14 protein-coding genes are annotated in these 14,408 nt (G+C 75.8%); 4 read left to right on the top strand and 10 right to left on the bottom strand.

Annotated elements, in window-relative coordinates; all coding sequences use genetic code 11:
* From ABWI04_RS37720 to grpE, 5 genes are all read right to left on the bottom strand, one after another.
* Positions 1-1,196 (bottom strand): GAP1-N2 domain-containing protein (locus ABWI04_RS37720; RefSeq protein WP_502913212.1); only part of this gene is annotated, 1,196 nt, incomplete at its 3' end.
* 2 nt (positions 1,197-1,198) lie between these two features.
* A complete protein-coding gene (locus ABWI04_RS37715; protein WP_353835365.1) occupies positions 1,199-2,458 on the bottom strand; it encodes a TRAFAC clade GTPase domain-containing protein in 1,260 nt (419 codons plus the stop codon).
* Positions 2,458-5,088 carry a SaeA-related protein gene (locus ABWI04_RS37710; protein WP_353835364.1) on the bottom strand — a complete coding sequence of 877 codons (2,631 nt, stop codon included), beginning with the start codon at positions 5,086-5,088 and terminating at the stop codon, positions 2,458-2,460. Before ABWI04_RS37710 ends, ABWI04_RS37715 begins: the two co-directional genes overlap by 1 nt.
* A 28-nt stretch (positions 5,089-5,116) precedes the next feature.
* Positions 5,117-6,700: an Hsp70 family protein gene (locus tag ABWI04_RS37705; protein ID WP_345182378.1), complete on the bottom strand. Its 1,584-nt coding sequence runs from the start codon at positions 6,698-6,700 to the stop codon at positions 5,117-5,119.
* Between the two features lie 5 nt (positions 6,701-6,705).
* The gene (grpE, locus tag ABWI04_RS37700; protein ID WP_345182380.1) at positions 6,706-7,359 is read right to left on the bottom strand and encodes a nucleotide exchange factor GrpE; all 654 of its coding nucleotides are present in this window, start codon (positions 7,357-7,359) and stop codon (positions 6,706-6,708) included.
* A 194-nt stretch (positions 7,360-7,553) separates the two neighbouring features.
* Between grpE and ABWI04_RS37695 the strand changes: the two genes are divergently transcribed.
* Positions 7,554-8,195, top strand: coding sequence for an ACT domain-containing protein (locus tag ABWI04_RS37695; protein ID WP_345182382.1), 642 nt, complete (start codon positions 7,554-7,556; stop codon positions 8,193-8,195).
* Between the two features lie 42 nt (positions 8,196-8,237).
* Here ABWI04_RS37695 and ABWI04_RS37690 read toward each other — a convergent pair whose 3' ends face one another.
* Entirely contained in the window at positions 8,238-9,155 is a 918-nt protein-coding gene (locus ABWI04_RS37690) for a carbohydrate kinase family protein (protein ID WP_353835363.1), read from the bottom strand.
* Between the two features lie 71 nt (positions 9,156-9,226).
* Here ABWI04_RS37690 and ABWI04_RS37685 point away from each other — a divergent pair, with 71 nt between their 5' ends.
* Positions 9,227-9,871 (top strand): class II aldolase/adducin family protein, encoded by a 645-nt coding sequence (locus tag ABWI04_RS37685; protein ID WP_345182386.1) that lies wholly within the window; start codon positions 9,227-9,229, stop codon positions 9,869-9,871.
* A 35-nt stretch (positions 9,872-9,906) separates the two neighbouring features.
* Positions 9,907-10,710, top strand: coding sequence for an enoyl-CoA hydratase (locus tag ABWI04_RS37680; protein WP_345182388.1), 804 nt, complete (start codon positions 9,907-9,909; stop codon positions 10,708-10,710).
* Here the strand turns inward: ABWI04_RS37680 and ABWI04_RS37675 are convergent.
* Positions 10,667-11,740, bottom strand: coding sequence for a hypothetical protein (locus tag ABWI04_RS37675; RefSeq protein ID WP_353835362.1), 1,074 nt, complete (start codon positions 11,738-11,740; stop codon positions 10,667-10,669). The two genes, ABWI04_RS37680 and ABWI04_RS37675, sit on opposite strands and share 44 nt — an antisense overlap.
* Before the next feature lie 104 nt (positions 11,741-11,844).
* Between ABWI04_RS37675 and ABWI04_RS37670 the strand changes: the two genes are divergently transcribed.
* On the top strand, positions 11,845-12,264 hold the full coding sequence (locus ABWI04_RS37670; RefSeq protein ID WP_353835361.1) for a TIGR03668 family PPOX class F420-dependent oxidoreductase: 420 nt from the start codon (positions 11,845-11,847) through the stop codon (positions 12,262-12,264).
* On the opposite strand, the gene ABWI04_RS37665 is transcribed toward ABWI04_RS37670, so the two are convergent.
* From ABWI04_RS37665 to ABWI04_RS37655, 3 genes are all read right to left on the bottom strand, one after another.
* On the bottom strand, positions 12,261-13,058 hold the full coding sequence (locus ABWI04_RS37665; protein WP_353835360.1) for an alpha/beta fold hydrolase: 798 nt from the start codon (positions 13,056-13,058) through the stop codon (positions 12,261-12,263). The two genes, ABWI04_RS37670 and ABWI04_RS37665, sit on opposite strands and share 4 nt — an antisense overlap.
* Positions 13,059-13,144: 86 nt before the next feature.
* On the bottom strand, positions 13,145-14,143 hold the full coding sequence (locus ABWI04_RS37660) for an ADP-ribosylglycohydrolase family protein (RefSeq protein ID WP_353835359.1): 999 nt from the start codon (positions 14,141-14,143) through the stop codon (positions 13,145-13,147).
* A 15-nt stretch (positions 14,144-14,158) separates the two neighbouring features.
* Positions 14,159-14,293 carry a helix-turn-helix domain-containing protein gene (locus tag ABWI04_RS37655; protein ID WP_502913213.1) on the bottom strand — a complete coding sequence of 45 codons (135 nt, stop codon included), beginning with the start codon at positions 14,291-14,293 and terminating at the stop codon, positions 14,159-14,161.
* Positions 14,294-14,408: the final 115 nt, after the last annotated feature.

The following is a 14,408-nucleotide window of genomic DNA, read 5'->3' as shown; positions in this document are numbered from 1 at the left end:
GCCGGGACCCCGGCCCGCTCCGCCACCTCGGCGGCCTCCGCGACCTCCGTCAGGCGGGACGCCGCCGTGAGCCTCTCGGACACCAGCGCGCCGACGCGCCGCGCGCACCGGCCGGCGAGGTCCGCCGCCCCGGCCGCCCGCGCCCGCCCGTGCACGGCGAGGGCGAGATCGAGGCCCATCGCCGGGACGCCCGGCGCGAGGTCGCGCCACACCCAGGCGGGGACGGCGGTTCCGCGCCGCGCCAGCAGCTCCGCCGCCGCGCCCTGCTCCTCCGGCGTCACGCTCGCGTCGCCCCGGCACAGCGCCAGCAGCGCGGCGGCGCCCTCCCGCGCGGGGTCGTCCGGCGGCGCCAGCTCGGCGAGGGCGTCCAGGCCGCCGAAGTCGCGGGCGCGCCAGCAGCGGGCGACGGTCCTGGCGAAGCGGCTCGCCCCGCCGTCCGGGACGCCGTCGCGGAGGTCGAACGCGGACGCGTGCGAGGCGTGGTTCTGGGCGCCGGCCCAGACGGCGGGCGTCGTGCCGACCAGGCGCTGCGCGGCGCCGTCCGGGTCGGCGGTGTAGGTGACGAACGTCAGCCGCGCCGCCGCCGCGACCGGCAGCGAGTACGACACGACCGCGATCCAGCGGGCGATCGCCTCCACGTCGTCGGCGACGAGGACCACCCGCCCGTGGCCCCGCAGGAGCACGCCCGCGACGGCGTCCACCAGGAGGGCGAGCCGGGCGTACGGGTCGCCCGGACCGGCGGAGGCGAGCCACCCGGCGAGCGCCTCCGGGTCGAGCGCGGATCCCGGCGTCAGCTCCTCCAGCGGGTCGAGGTCGGGCCCGGGCGCGGGCAGCGGCGTCCAGTGCGCGGCCTGCCACAGCTCGGCGGGCCGCAGCCCCTCCAGCTCCTCGGGCTCGGCCACCACCGCGTGCGCGAAGAAGTTGCCGTAGCGGCCCGAGTAGTCGCGGCCGAGGTAGCGGCACCGCAGCAGCAGGGGGCGGCCGTCCACCTCGTCGTACAGCAGCGAGACGGGGAACAGGTCGAGCTCGGCGTCGCCCGGCGACAGCGGCGCGTCCGGCGGCGGGCGGTACGACAGGTACGGCGTGACCGCGGCCCGCGTCCCGTCCGGCAGGCCCGGCGTCTCGGCGACGAACTGGAACCCGGCCCGGCCGGTGGGCCCGCTCCGGGCGGAGGTGTAGTGCAGCTGCCAGGCCACCGCTACGCCCCTCCCGGCCGGACGCCGTCGAGCATCCCGAACCGGTACAGCAGCCACAGCAGCGGATCCTCCGCCCGGTACGGCCGGACGCCGCCCGCGCCGACGCGCCCCTCCTCCGGGACGCCGCCGAGCGCCGACAGGCCGAACAGCGCGTGGTCGGCGTACTGCTGCCCGAGGTAGGTGTCGAGCCGCCCCGCCTGCCAGTCGTGCAGGAGCGCGCGGACCTGCTCGTTCACCGCGTCCCGGTCGTCGAGGTCGAGGACGCCCTGCCCGGACCGCGACCGGTGCAGCGCCGACTGGCGCAGCAGCCCCGGCCGCAGCACGTCGATCTTGGTGAGCGCGACCGCGACGGGAACGGGCAGCGGCTCGCCCGGACGGGTGCCGTGCCGCAGCCGCAGCGCCTCGGTGACGCGGGCGATGACGTCCAGCGGGTCGCCGTCCGGACCGTCTCCGCCGGGATCGTCCCCGGCCGCGCGCGGGCCCGGCACCGCGTCGAGCACGCCCGGCCGCGCGCCCGGCAGCTCCAGCGGGTCGACCAGGAAGATGATCGCGTCGGCGGCCTCCAGGTACCGCAGGTGCAGGTCGGTGGCCTCGCGGCTGCGCAGGTCCTCTCCCGCGGTGTCGAACAGCACCAGCGCCAGCGAGTCGTTGCGGGGCCGGGCGAATCGCCCCTTCCGGGTCCGGGTCCGGGTGAGCAGGTAGACCAGCGGCTCGCGCGGGCCGGTCGCGGCGCTCGGCGTCGTCGGCAGCAGCCGCCGCTCCTCCAGCAGCGGCCGGGCGAAGTCGCGCTTGTACCGCTCGATCGTCCGGTCGTCGCACGCGACCAGCGACGCGTCCAGCTCCGTCCCCACCCGGTTCATCAGCTCGTGCAGCAGGACGGCGATGTAGGTGCTCTTCCCGGCGTTCTTCGCCCCGACGAGCGCGACGATCCGGCCGGGGGAGTCGCAGTACGCCGACGGCAGCGGGTTGTGGCACTCGGGGCAGGCGCGGTTCCCGGTCGGCACCCCGCACCCGGGGCAGTCGGCCCGGCCCTTGCGCCCGGGCGCGGCGAACACCGGCGGCAGCGACGCCCCCGCCGTCGAGCCGGTGTACTCGGCCAGCCGCTCGTCCAGGACGGGGACGCAGCCCTGCCGGCGCCCGGACTGCCCCCGGCACCGGAACAGGATCCGCTGCGGAGCGACGGACGCGAAGCAGTAGGGGCAGGTGATGCCCTGCCGGGACGGCACGCCGGGGATTCCCACCCGGGCCAGGGGTCTCGTCATCAGGAAACCTGGAGTCGGCGGACGGGGGGATCGCTCAGCTCGACGGCGTCGTCGTCGGCGAAGCAGCGCAGCCAGTACGGGCCTGACGCGGACGGGGCGCCGAGCGACAGCTCGCCCGGCACGGGCACCCCGTCCCACGCGCCGAGGGTCTCGCCGTCGGCGGCGCGCTGCGGCATCACCCGCCCGGCGCGCAGCACCAGCGACAGCCGCGCCACCCGCAGCGGGCGGGACGAGTGGAGCCGGAGCGTCAGCGTCCGCCGCCACGGCGGACCCGACCGCAGCACGTCGTAGTGGACGATCGTGCGCGCCGCGACCTCCGCGGTCGCCGGCGGCCCGGTCATCCGCGCGCCGCCCACCGTCCCGGCCGCCGCGACGAACAGCTCGACGGGCGCGTCCTCGGGGACGGGCAGCCGGATCCCGCCCTGGGTGTCGTAGGCGGCCCGGGTGACGCTCTGCGCGGCCTGGACGGGGTCGTGCGCGGAGTCGCCGGACCGCGCGGCCTCCGCCCCGGCGGCCCGCCCGATCCGGTAGGCGACCTCGACCTCCGCGACGTCGGGCGGCCAGTCGAACCCGACGTGCACGTAGGCGCCGCGCCGCTCGGCGACCAGCCGGCGCGGCGGCGGCAGGTTCACATGCCGGTGGTAGGCGCCGATCGCGGCCGTGCCCTCCGCGACCGTCACCGCGAGCAGCCACCCCCCGGCGCCCGGCCGCACCGCGAGCCCGCCCTCCGTCTGCGCGCACGCGAGCCGCCGCGTCTCCCGCCGCACCTCCTCCAGAGGGACGAGCGCGCTGCGCGGCCACGGCGGAGGACCCGGGCAGAGCACCAGCTCCACCGTCCCGTGCGCGGGCGGCGCGAACCGGGCCCGCACCAGCCCGGGGTCGGCCGCGTCTGTCCCGGCGGCCAGCTCGTACACCGGCTCGGGCGGCGCGCTCGGCGTGGCCGACGCCCGCACCCCGTCGGTGACGACCTCGCGCCCGGACGCGTCGAGGTAGACGGCGGCGATCCGGTAGTGGTGCGTCCGCCCGTTCGGGACGCGCTCCCGGAACCCGTCCCGGCCCGCCGCGACGTCCTGGCCGTCCCGCGCCACGACGACCCGCACCGCCTCCGCGGGGCACCGCCAGCGACCCGTGACCTGCCCGTCCCCGGCGGTCAGCTCGACCTCGCCCGGCTCGGGCCGCACGACCACCGGCCCGGCCACCGCCGGCGCCGCGGCGGCCTCGCCCCGCACCGCGACCACCCCGTAGTACAGCGGCACGTTGACCGGGGGGCGCGCGTCCAGCGCCCCGCCGACGGCCGTGCCGTCGCGGACGTCGCGGGGAGCCCTGCCCGTCCGCCGCACGACGTGGTGGACCACCTCGCCGCCGGTGGACGGCGAATCCTCCCAGGACAGCCGCACCGCCGCGCCGTCCACGTCGGCGTGGACCGCCGGGACCGGGCGCGGCGGCAGGCGCCGCTGGTGGGCGGCGGCGCCCGGCAGGTCCCGGACGAGCCGCAGCGCGTCGGCGAGCAGGCGGTGGGCGCGGTCCGGGTCGGGCTCGGCGGACGCGGCCTCGCGCAGGCGCAGCGCGGTGCCGAGGCGGTGCCGGGCCTCGGCGGCGAGCACCTCCTCCTCGGGCGGCTCGGCGCCGGGGGAGGGGTGCGGGACCCGCGCGGCGTCGGCCAGCCCGGCCGCGGCGTGCACGTCGCCGGAGTCCAGCAGCGCGCGGAGCCGCCCCGCGAGGCCGCCGCCCCGGTCGGTCTCGCGCACGACGGCGAACACCAGGCGGCGGGCGTCGCCCTGCTCGACGCCCAGCTCCTCGGCGGCGTACCGGAGCAGGGCGCGCTCGGACGCCCGCTGCCGCAGGCGCTCGCGGAGCCGGTCGGCGATGTCGAACAGCAGCAGTGCGGGCAGGTCGGCGCCCGAGCGGAGCGCGGCCAGCACGGTGTCGGCGTGCGTGGTGGTGGTGTCGCGGCTGCGGCGCGCCCACTCGGCTCCGGCCGCCGCGACCGCGTCCCCGTCCGGGCGCAGGGCGCCGCCCGGCACGGCGAAGCCGTCCAGGACCCGCATCGGGCCGGTGAGGCGGGCGCCGAAGAGGAAGTCGGCGAGGTGGCGCCTGCCGAGGACGTCCAGCGACTCGCGCACCTTCCGGTACGCGGGGTAGGGCGCGGCGGACGGCAGCGCGTCGGGTTCGCGGATCTCGACGCCGTCGGCGGCGGCCGGCCCCGCCAGCTCCTCGCCCCGCACCCCGGAGGTGCGGGCGATGGCCTCGACCTCGGCGGGCGTGGCCATCCGCAGCGCCCCGGCCGCGTCGGCGAGGCGGGCGCGGGCCTCGCCGAGGCGGCGCTCGGCGAGCTCGCGGCCGCCGCGCAGCCGCGCCTCCAGCGGGCGCGCGTCGCCGCGCTCGGCGGCGGAGAACAGCGGCGCCAGCTCGCGGTGCTCGGCCTCCAGCCGGTCGATGAGCTTGCGGTACTTCAGCTGCCCGCGGGCCCGCCGCCAGCACTGCCGGACCTGCCTGACCCGCGCCGCGACGGCCGCCGCGTCCAGCGCCCCGTCCAGCGCGTAGCGGACGCGCAGGTCCTCGGGGGGCCGGTCGCCCGCGGCCCGCGCGGGTTCCAGCACCTCCCGCCGGTAGTCCTCGTCGAACGCCACGGGCGCCTCCAGGGGATCCGCGGCCCGCTCAGCTGACCTGGACCCGGGAGAGGGCCTTGCGGGAGCGCTCGACCTCCTCCTCCGACATGCCGCCGACGTCCACCTTCAGCTCCAGCCGCTCCCCGGTCTCCTTCTCCACGGCCGTGACGTTCAGCAGGCCGGAGGAGTCGAGCTCGAACGTCACCCCGATCGGCCAGCCCGACTTCTTGCCCGGCGGGACGCGGATCTCCCCGGTCGCGATCTCGGTGTTGTCGATCAGGTCGGCGGACTCCACCACGCCGGCCTGCTCCATGACCCGGACGTCGGCCGAGGTCTGGTCGTCGTAGACGGTGAAGAAGTCCTCGGTCCTGGCGGCGGGCAGCTCGTCGTTGGCGTGCACGAGGTGCGCGACGCTCTCGGCGCCGGTCTCCCGGTCGACGACCACGATCCCGAACGCGTGCGAGGCGACCGTCCTGATCCGCCGCCCGGCGATCTGCTTCTGCTGCTCGGCCGACAGGCCCGCCCGGTTCGCCATCTCCTCGGCGCGCTCGGCGGCGCCCTCCCGGACGAGCCGCCGGTAGGTCTCCTCGAACGCGTACAGGGCGGCCCCCTTGGCGACCGCGAGGTCGGGGTCCTGGAGGCGGGGGGCGAGGCCGAGCTCGGTCTGCAGCCGCGCCGCGACGACCGGCATCTTCGTGGAGCCGCCGACGAGGACGAGGTCGTCGTAGTCCTCGACGCCCTTCTCGGCGGCGGTGGCCAGCGTCCGGCCGGTGATCTCCACGGTGCGGTCGAGGAGGTCCTGGGTCAGCTCCTCCAGCTTCTCCCGCGTCACCTCGACCGAGGCGACCCGCCCGGCGTGCATCACCCGGACGGTGTGGGACGTGCGCGTGGTGAGGGCCTTCTTGGCGTCCTCGGCGTCGCGGCGCAGCTGCTGCTCGGTCTGCCGGTCGTCCAGCGGGTCGCCGGCGTCGGGGTGCTCGGCGCGGAACCGCTCGGCCAGGTGCTCCACGAGCCGGGCGTCCCAGTCGGCGCCGCCGAGCTCGTGGTCGCCGTCGGTGCACACCACCTCGATGTGGCCCCCGCGCAGCGCGATGACCGTGGTGTCGAACGTCCCGCCGCCGAGGTCGTACACCAGGATCGTGCGGTCGGTCTCGGGGTTGAGGACGCCGTAGGTGATCGCGGCGGCGATCGGCTCGGACACGATGTCGATGACGTTCAGCCCCGCGATGCGCCCCGCCTTGCGGGTCGCGTCGCGCTCGGCCACGCCGAAGTAGGCCGGGACGGTGATGACCACGTCGCGGGTCTCCTCGCCGGTGGTGGTGCGCGCGTCCGTCGCCAGCTTCAGCAGGATGAACGCCGACACCTCCTCGGGCGTGAAGTCGATCCCGTGGATGGGGCGGGTGACGTCGCGGCCCATGTCCCGCTTGATGAGGCTGACGACGTTGTCGGGCTCCAGGACCGCGGTGTCCTTCGCGGTCTGGCCGACGACGACGTTCTCGCCGCTCTCGAAGAACACGACGGACGGCGTGGTGTCGGTGCCCTCCAGGTTCCGCTGGACCGCGGGCCGGCCCACGTCGTCGATGGAGGCAATGCAGGAGTACGTCGTTCCCAGGTCGATCCCGTAGACGGCCATGTCCCTCACCCGCTGTTCGTCGTCTGTCCGTTGTGCGACGCCTCGCCGGCGGGCGCCGGCTCGGCGAGCCTGCCGACGCTGACCGCCGCCTTGCGCAGCACCTTTCCGCTCTGCTCGAACCCGTCGGACTGCACGGCCGTGACGGTGCCGTCCGCCACGGGGTCCTCGACGGGCGTGACCGCGACCGGGCGGTGCCGGGACGCGTCGTAGGGGGCGCCCGGCTCGACGGTGAACCGCTCGACGCCGAGCCGCGCGAGCGCGTCGGCGACGTCGTCGGCCAGCGCCGCCAGCAGCACCGCCGTCCGCCGCGGGTCGGGCGCCTCGGCGAGATCGGGCGCGCTGAGCCGTTCGGCCTCGCGGCGCGCCTGGTCGTGCAGCCGGTACAGCGCCGCGCGGACGGGCTCCAGCATCGACTGCAGCTCCCCGCGCCGCAGCCGCTGGTTCTCCTCGTGGAGCCGGTCGATGACGGCCTCGCGGTGCTCCGCGCGCTCGCGCTCGCGGTCGAGGCGGGCGGTGAGCCCGGCGAGGGCGTCCCTCACCTCGGCGTGCAGCACCGCGCCCACGTCGTCCCCGCCGGCGTCCCCGGCGTCCCCGGCGCGCGCCGGCTCGGGCCCGGCACCGGAGGCTTCGCTGACTGGGGGTTCCCCGTCCCTCGACACGTAGAGTCACCTTAATGCTGGACGGCAGGAGACGTCAGGCCAACCGATGACCTCCACCGGACTCTAGTTTGACCCGTGCCCGCCGTTCCAGCACCGACTTTCCGTGCCGTTTTCTTGGGATGACACGTCTGGGTAACACAGGGGAAACGGGTGTCGCCGAAGCTGGGGACCTCGCACGGAGACTGGAGGTGGCGATGTTGCTGCGAATAAGGGTGCGCCTGCCGGACCGCCCCGGTTCGCTGGGGCAGGTCGCGCGGACCCTCGGCGCGGCGGGCGCGGACGTGGTGCAGATGACGGTGCTGGAACGCGACAACGGGCGGGCGATGGACGACTTCACCGTCGCGTGGCCCGCGGGGGCCGACTCCGAGCGGCTGACCGGGGGCCTCGGCTCGGTGCCGGGCGTGGAGGTCGTCGGGATCTGGCCGACGGCCGAGCCGCAGGGCGCCCATCCCGACGCGGCCGTGATCGGCCAGGTCGCGGCCGTCCCGGAGCGCGGCCTGGAGATCCTCGCCGACGCCGTCCCGGCCGTCCTGAGCGCCGACTGGGCGGGCCTCGCCGAGCTGAAGGGGGAGGACGAGGCGGTCCTCGTGCACGCCAGCGCGGGCGGCGAGCCGGGGACGGTCCTGCCGGACCTGCGGCCGCTGAGGCCGCGGGCGTTCACGGCGCCGGACGGCACGCGTTTCGCGGTCTGCCCGCTCGCGGCGGGCGGGGTCGCGCTGGTGGTCGCCCGGACGGGCGCGCCGCCGTTCCACCGGACGGAGGTGTTCCGGCTGGAGCAGCTCGCCGGGGCCGCCAACGCCGTCCTGCACCGGGTCCGCGGCGCGTCCCCGCTCTGAGCGCCGCGTCGTTCCGGCCCGTGCCGGTCCGGCGGGGCGAGGTCAGTCCAGCAGGGCGAGGACCGCGCCCAGGTCGGTGAGGCCGGCGTCGGAGCCGAGCCCCTGGGCGACGGTGGCCGCCGCGGCGGTGCCCCAGCGCGCGGCCTCCAGCACGTCCTTCCCGTGCGTCAGGCCGGTGATGAACCCCGCGCAGTAGGCGTCGCCGCAGCCGGTCGTGTCGACGACCTCGACGGGCAGCGCCGGCAGCCGGTGCGCGCCCTCGGCGGTGGCGACGAGGCTGCCCTCCCCGCCGAGCGTGACGACGACCGTGCGGGGCCCCCGCGCGAGCAGCGCGGCGGCGGCCTTCTCCGGGTCGTCCTCGCCGGTCATGAGGGCGGCCTGCTCCTCGTTCGGCAGGAAGTGGTCGACGTGGGGCAGGAAGGCGGCGGCGCCGTCCAGCAGGTCGGGCATGGTGGACAGCAGGTCCATCGTCACGACGGCGCCGGCCTCGCGTGCGGCGTCGAGCACGGCGAGGAAGGCCGGGTCGTTGAGGCCGAACGTGACGTCGGGGCCGCCGAGGTGCACCGCGCTCGCCGCCTCCAGCAGGCCCTGCCCGACCGCGTCCGGGGCGAGGGTCAGGTTCGCGCCGGGGACGTGGAAGCTCGGGCGCCCGCCGTCCGGCCGGATCGGCAGGATCGACGCGCTGGTCTGCTCGGCCGTCCGCCGGACGAGCCCGCGCACGTCCACGCCCTCGCGCGCCATGATCGTGACCAGCAGGTCGCCGAGGTCGTCGGCGCCGATCGCGCCGACCGAGACGACCTCGTTGCCGAGGCGGGCCAGGGCGACGGCGGTCCCGGCGGCGGCGCCCGCCGCGGTCACCCGGATCCGCTCGACGACGACGGTGCCCTGGCCGTCCGGGATGCCCTCCACCGGGCGGGCGAGCACGTCCAGGATGTGCGCGCCGAGAGTGACGACGGTCATGTCCGGCCCCTTAGTGATCGTCTGGGCCGTAGCGTACGCGGTGCAGGCCACGGAATGTGAGAGGTATTCGCATGTTGCTGAGGGACGAGCGGGACGCGTTGTGCGGGGTCGGCCGGCGGCTGGCCGCGACCGGGCTGGTGACGGGCGCGTCCGGCAACGTCAGCGTCCGGTCCGGCGACCTGGTCGCGGTCACGCCGGGCGGGATGATGCTCGACCGGATGGAGCCGGCCGACTGCCCGGTCGTGGACATCGCCGGCCGGTGGGTCGAGGGGGACAAGGCGCCGTCGTCCGAGACCCCGATGCACCTCGCCCTCTACGAGGCGACCCCGGCCTCCGCCATCGTGCACACGCACTCCACCTATGGCGCCGTCGTGGCGACGACCATGAGCGAGCTGCCGCCGATCCACTACAACACGCTCCTGCTCGGCGGCGTGGTGAAGGTCGCCGAGTACGCCACCTACGGGACGCCCGAACTCGCCGAGAACGTCCGGACGGCCATGGCGGGCGGCAAGCGCGCCGCGCTGATGGCCAACCACGGGGGTGTCACGATCGGCCGCGACCTGGAGGAGGCGTACGAGAACGCGCGCCTCCTGGAGTGGCTGTGCGGGGTGTACGTCCGCGCGAAGACGATCGGGGAGCCGCGCGTCCTGACGGAGGAGGAGCTGGCGAAGGTGGTCGAGCGGGGCCTCGCGCCGCCCGACTTCCCCCGCGTGTAACCTAACGCTTGTTAGGTCACTCTGGGAGGCCCGCCTTGCCCTTCGTCCTGGTCGACAAGCCGCGCCCGAACGTCACCCTCATCACCCTCAACCGGCCCGAGCGGATGAACGCGATGGCGTTCGACGTGATGGTGCCCTTCCGGGAGGCCCTGGAGGAGGTCAGCCGCGACAACGGGACCCGCGTCGTCGTCATCACCGGCGCCGGCCGGGGATTCTGCTCGGGGGCCGACCTGGAGAACCCGGGGAACATCCCGGGCATCGACGGGCTGACGCTCCCGACCATCGCGCTGCGCTCGATGGAACTGCTGGACGACGTGGTGCGGGCGATGCGGCGCGTCCACCAGCCGGTCATCGCGGCGGTCAACGGCCCGGCGATCGGCGGCGGCCTGTGCCTGTCGCTCGCCGCCGACATCAGGCTGGGCGCGGAGACGGCCCTGTTCCGCGCGGCCGGGATCAACAACGGGCTGACCGCGAGCGAGCTCGGCCTCAGCTACCTGCTGCCGCGCGCGATCGGTGCGTCCCGGGCGTTCGAGCTGATGCTGTCCGGTCGCGACGTGGAGGCCGCCGAGGCCGAGCGGATCGGCCTGCTGTCCCGCGTCGTCCCCGGCGACAAGCTCCTCGACGCCTGCTACGAGCTGGCCGAGCGGATCGCCGGGTTCAGCCGCCCCGGCACCGAGCTGACGAAGCGGATGCTGTGGTCGAGCCTGGACGCCGCCAGCCTGGACGCCCACATGGGCCAGGAGGGGCTCGCCCAGTTGTACGTCCGCCTCACCACCCACAACTTCGAAGAGGCGATCAAGGCGCGGAGGGAGCACCGGCCCCCGGACTTCCAGGACTGACGCACAGCGGCCGGGTCCGCCGCTGGTACGACCACGCGGCCGCGCCCAGCGCCACGCCGTAGGCGGCGAACGCCCCGATCCCGCACGCCGCGACCGTCCAGCCGGACCAGCCGCTGATGAGCCCGTCGTGCGGGAGGTCGCGCAGCCCGAGGACGGGCGGCAGCAGGTACGCGACGGTCCCGGCGACCCCGTAGGGCCCGAGCGTCAGAGCGCCGAGCCAGGCCGGGGCGAGCGGCAGCCAGCGTGGCACCCTTCGCCCGGCAAGCGGCGGAACCCAGCGCGGGAAGACCTGCCCCCATGCGTGCGTGAGCCCCATGAGCAGGAAGACTCCGGCGAGCGCCGACAGGGTGGTGAAGTCCAGCCCGTACCTTTCCAGCGTGAGGACCAGCCCGGACGCGCCGTTGCGCTCGAACTCGGCCACGACCTGCTCGCCCTCGATCCCCGCGAAGGAACCCCCGAACGCCCACGTCGTCTTCATGACGACGTAAGGCGCGAAGCCGAGAGCCCCGCCGTACGCGGCCCACCGCACCGCGCGCGGCGCGGGCGACACGGGCGGCGGAGCCTTCGCGGTCCCCGTCCCGGTGTGCTCCCGGCCGCACCGCGCGCACCTTCCCGCCGTGCCGCGCTGGTAGGCCAGGGCTGTCCCCGCGAGAAGGGCCGCGCCCACCGCGCACAGGGACTCGACGGCGAACCTCGGCCAGTCGTCGACCGTCCCCTCGAAGACGAGTTGCAGCGCGTTCATCACGAAGCCGAACGTTCCGGCCCCCGCCAGCACGCACGCCGTCCAGAGTCCGGTGAGCGGCCACCACCGCGGCATCTGCCGCCCGACGTCGCGGACGCTCGACACCGCCATGATCCCGCCGACGCCCAGCAGAGCGGCGATCATCCAGGCCGCCGCATCGGCGTCCGCCAGCGGAGATCCGGTCTCCCCGCCGCTCGCCCAGTACAGGGCCAGCCCCACCGCGCCCACCGACCATGCCCCGGCCGCGTACCCCGCCCAGCGCGGCCACAGCCTCCCGACCGATTCCATGGGACGAGCCTCTCCGCGCCCCCGTCCTCGCGCCTCCCACCGGGGGCCGAACGCCCTACCCCGCGCGGGGGAGCGGCATGGGAGCGGCATGGCAGTCTGAGGGGGTGCCGAAGCTTGCGCCGGACGAGGCGCGCCGCCTGCTGACCACCGTGCCGGTCGCGCGCCTCGCGACCGTGGGGGAGGACGCCCGGCCGCACCTCGTCCCCGTGACGTTCGCCGTCCACCGGGGCGCCGTCTACACGGCCGTCGACCACAAGCCCAAGAGCACCCGGGAGCTGCGGCGTCTCGCCGACATCCGGGCCAATCCCCGCGTCGCGCTCCTGGCCGACCACTACGAGGACGACTGGGACCGCCTCTGGTGGGTCCGCGTGGACGGTCACGCGGCCGTCGTCGACGACCCCGCCCGCATGGCCGAACCCGTGCGGCTCCTGGCGGACCGCTACCCCCAGTACCGCGAGCGTCCGCCGGAGGGTCCGGTCATCGCCGTCACCATCGAGGCCTGGACGGGCTGGTCGGCGTCCTAGAGGGAGCGCTGGAAGGCCGTGACGGCCTCGGCGACCTTCTCGGGGAACTCCACGTGCGGGTGGTGGCCGGCGCCGTCCAGCAGGACGACCTCGCCGTTCAGCCGCCGGCCGACCCACTCGGCCTCGGCGGCCGGGTCGGGCCAGTCGATGTCGCCCGTGCCCATGATGACGAGCGCGGGCGCCTGCACCCGGTCGAGCCGCGCCTCGGACTCGGCGTGGGACATGCTCAGGTAGTCGGCGATGACCTTGCCGCGGCCCGGCTCCTGGAGGTTGGCCTTCAGCTTGGCCTTGTGCTCGGCGAAGTCGGCCGGGGGCTTCGGCTCCCACTTGGGGTAGTACGACATGTAGAGCGGCAGGGCCAGGCCGGGGACCCTCATGAGGGCGGTGGTCAGCTTCTGCGCGAAGCCGCCCTTGCCGTCCCGGACGAACGGCGCCGCCAGGACGAGCCCCTTCACCAGCTCGGGCGCCTCGGCCGCGACCCACACGGCGGCGGCCGCGCCGTTGGAGCAGCCGTAGACCAGCGCCGGACCCGCGTCCAGGTGCTTGAGCAGGGCCAGCAGGTCGTGGGCCAGCGGCGTGCTCCCGTACTCGGGCCAGCGCGCGCTGGTCTCGCCCATCCCGCGCTGGTCGACGGTCACGACGCGGTACCCGGCGTCCAGGAGCAGCGGCCGGAGGAACCGGTACTGCGACCGCAGGTCGAGCATCGAGGGGAGGCACACGATGAGCGGGCCGTCGCCGCTGTCGTCGTAGGCCAGCCGGCCGCCGGGAAGGTCGAGGAACCGGGTCTCGCTCATCGCGCACTCCTTGAATCGCTGTAGCTCTATGGCTAAGGATATTAGCTATAGGGCGACCGAGAGTCAAGAGCGGTGCTCTCGCGGGATCAGTCCCAGGCCTCGCCGAGCCTCGCGAGGTCGGCGGCGTACTCGATGCGGGCGGACCACTCGCCCGGCCAGGCGTCCATGCCGAGGTGCGCGCCCGCGAACGCCCCGGCCAGGCACGCGATCGAGTCCGAGTCGCCCGAGCTGGCCGCGCCGCGCCAGATCGCCCTGACCGGCTCGTCCGGGAAGAGCAGGAAGCACAGCAGACCGGTGGCGAGCGCCTCCTCGGCGACCCAGCCCGCGCCCGTGGCCCCGCACGGGTCGGACGTCCGGTCCCCGCGCGCGACGGCCTCGTCCAGGCGGTCGAGGACGTCCAGGCACTCGTCCCAGCCCCGGGCGATGAACGCCTCCGGGGTGTCGACGCCGGGCTGCTGCCACAGGGTGCCGAGCCAGCGCTCGTGGTAGACGCCGCGCTGGTCGCGGCAGCGGGCCCGCAGTGCGGCGGGCAGGTCGGACGGGGCCATGCCGTCGGCCAGCCACCGGACGGCGAACGCCGTCAGCTCGCTCGCCGCGAGCCCGGTCGGATGCCCGTGGGTGAGGGCCGCCTGGAGCTGCGACGCCCCGGCCCGCGTCTCGTCCGACAGCCCCGGGGCGAGGCCGACCGGCGCGACGCGCATGTTGGCGCCGCACCCCTTGGAACCCGCCACGGTGGCCTCCGCCCAGGGCTTCCCGGCGGCCAGGCTCTCGCACGCGCGCAGACAGGTGTTCCCGGGCGCGCGGTTGTTGTCCGGGCTGTTCAGCCAGTCGACGAAGCGCCGCCGCCACATCGGCGTGATCAGATCGGGGGTGAACGGAGGGTTCGCCAGGGCGTCCAGCAGCCCGAGCCCGACCGCGATCGCCATCTGGGTGTCGTCGGTGACGAGCGCCGGGTCGCCGTCGAGCCGCGCGGGGCCGTGCTCGCCGAACCGCCGGTGGATCTGCTTCATCGTGAGGAACTCGGTCGGCGCGCCCAGCGCGTCCCCGTACGCCAGCCCGAACATCGCCCCGCTCGCCCTTCTCATGGGCGGCATTCTCCCCTAACCCGTACAAGCATCGCGGTAGCCGCCGGGGGTCATGCCGTAGCAGCGGACGAACCAGCGCGTCAGATGGCTCTGGTCGGCGAAACCGGTGCGGGCCGCCACGTCCCCGATCGCGTCGCCCCCGGCGAGCAGGCGGCGCGCGGCGCGCAGGCGTCGATGTCGTCCATCTGCTGCCGGATCGCGCCCTGGTTCGACTCGTTGATCTCCTTGACGACCGCGGCGCCGTGCGCGTCGGCCAGCCGCCGCG

Source organism: Actinomadura sp. NPDC000929, assembly GCF_040492065.1.
GTDB classification, from domain to species: Bacteria; Actinomycetota; Actinomycetes; order Streptosporangiales; family Streptosporangiaceae; genus Spirillospora; species Spirillospora verrucosospora.
The sequence above is the reverse complement of the archived record's forward strand: the minus strand, read 5'-3'. Positions and strand labels throughout refer to the sequence as shown.

Coding starts and splice junctions, on each gene's coding strand:
- ABWI04_RS37675 (WP_353835362.1), bottom strand. CDS start 11,740: ATGGAATCGGTCGGGAGGCTGTGGCCGCGCTGGGCGGGGTACGCGGCC.
- ABWI04_RS37690 (WP_353835363.1), bottom strand. CDS start 9,155: ATGACCGTCGTCACTCTCGGCGCGCACATCCTGGACGTGCTCGCCCGC.
- ABWI04_RS37665 (WP_353835360.1), bottom strand. CDS start 13,058: ATGAGCGAGACCCGGTTCCTCGACCTTCCCGGCGGCCGGCTGGCCTAC.
- ABWI04_RS37705 (WP_345182378.1), bottom strand. CDS start 6,700: ATGGCCGTCTACGGGATCGACCTGGGAACGACGTACTCCTGCATTGCC.
- ABWI04_RS37715 (WP_353835365.1), bottom strand. CDS start 2,458: ATGACGAGACCCCTGGCCCGGGTGGGAATCCCCGGCGTGCCGTCCCGG.
- ABWI04_RS37685 (WP_345182386.1), top strand. CDS start 9,227: ATGTTGCTGAGGGACGAGCGGGACGCGTTGTGCGGGGTCGGCCGGCGG.
- ABWI04_RS37660 (WP_353835359.1), bottom strand. CDS start 14,143: ATGAGAAGGGCGAGCGGGGCGATGTTCGGGCTGGCGTACGGGGACGCG.
- ABWI04_RS37695 (WP_345182382.1), top strand. CDS start 7,554: ATGTTGCTGCGAATAAGGGTGCGCCTGCCGGACCGCCCCGGTTCGCTG.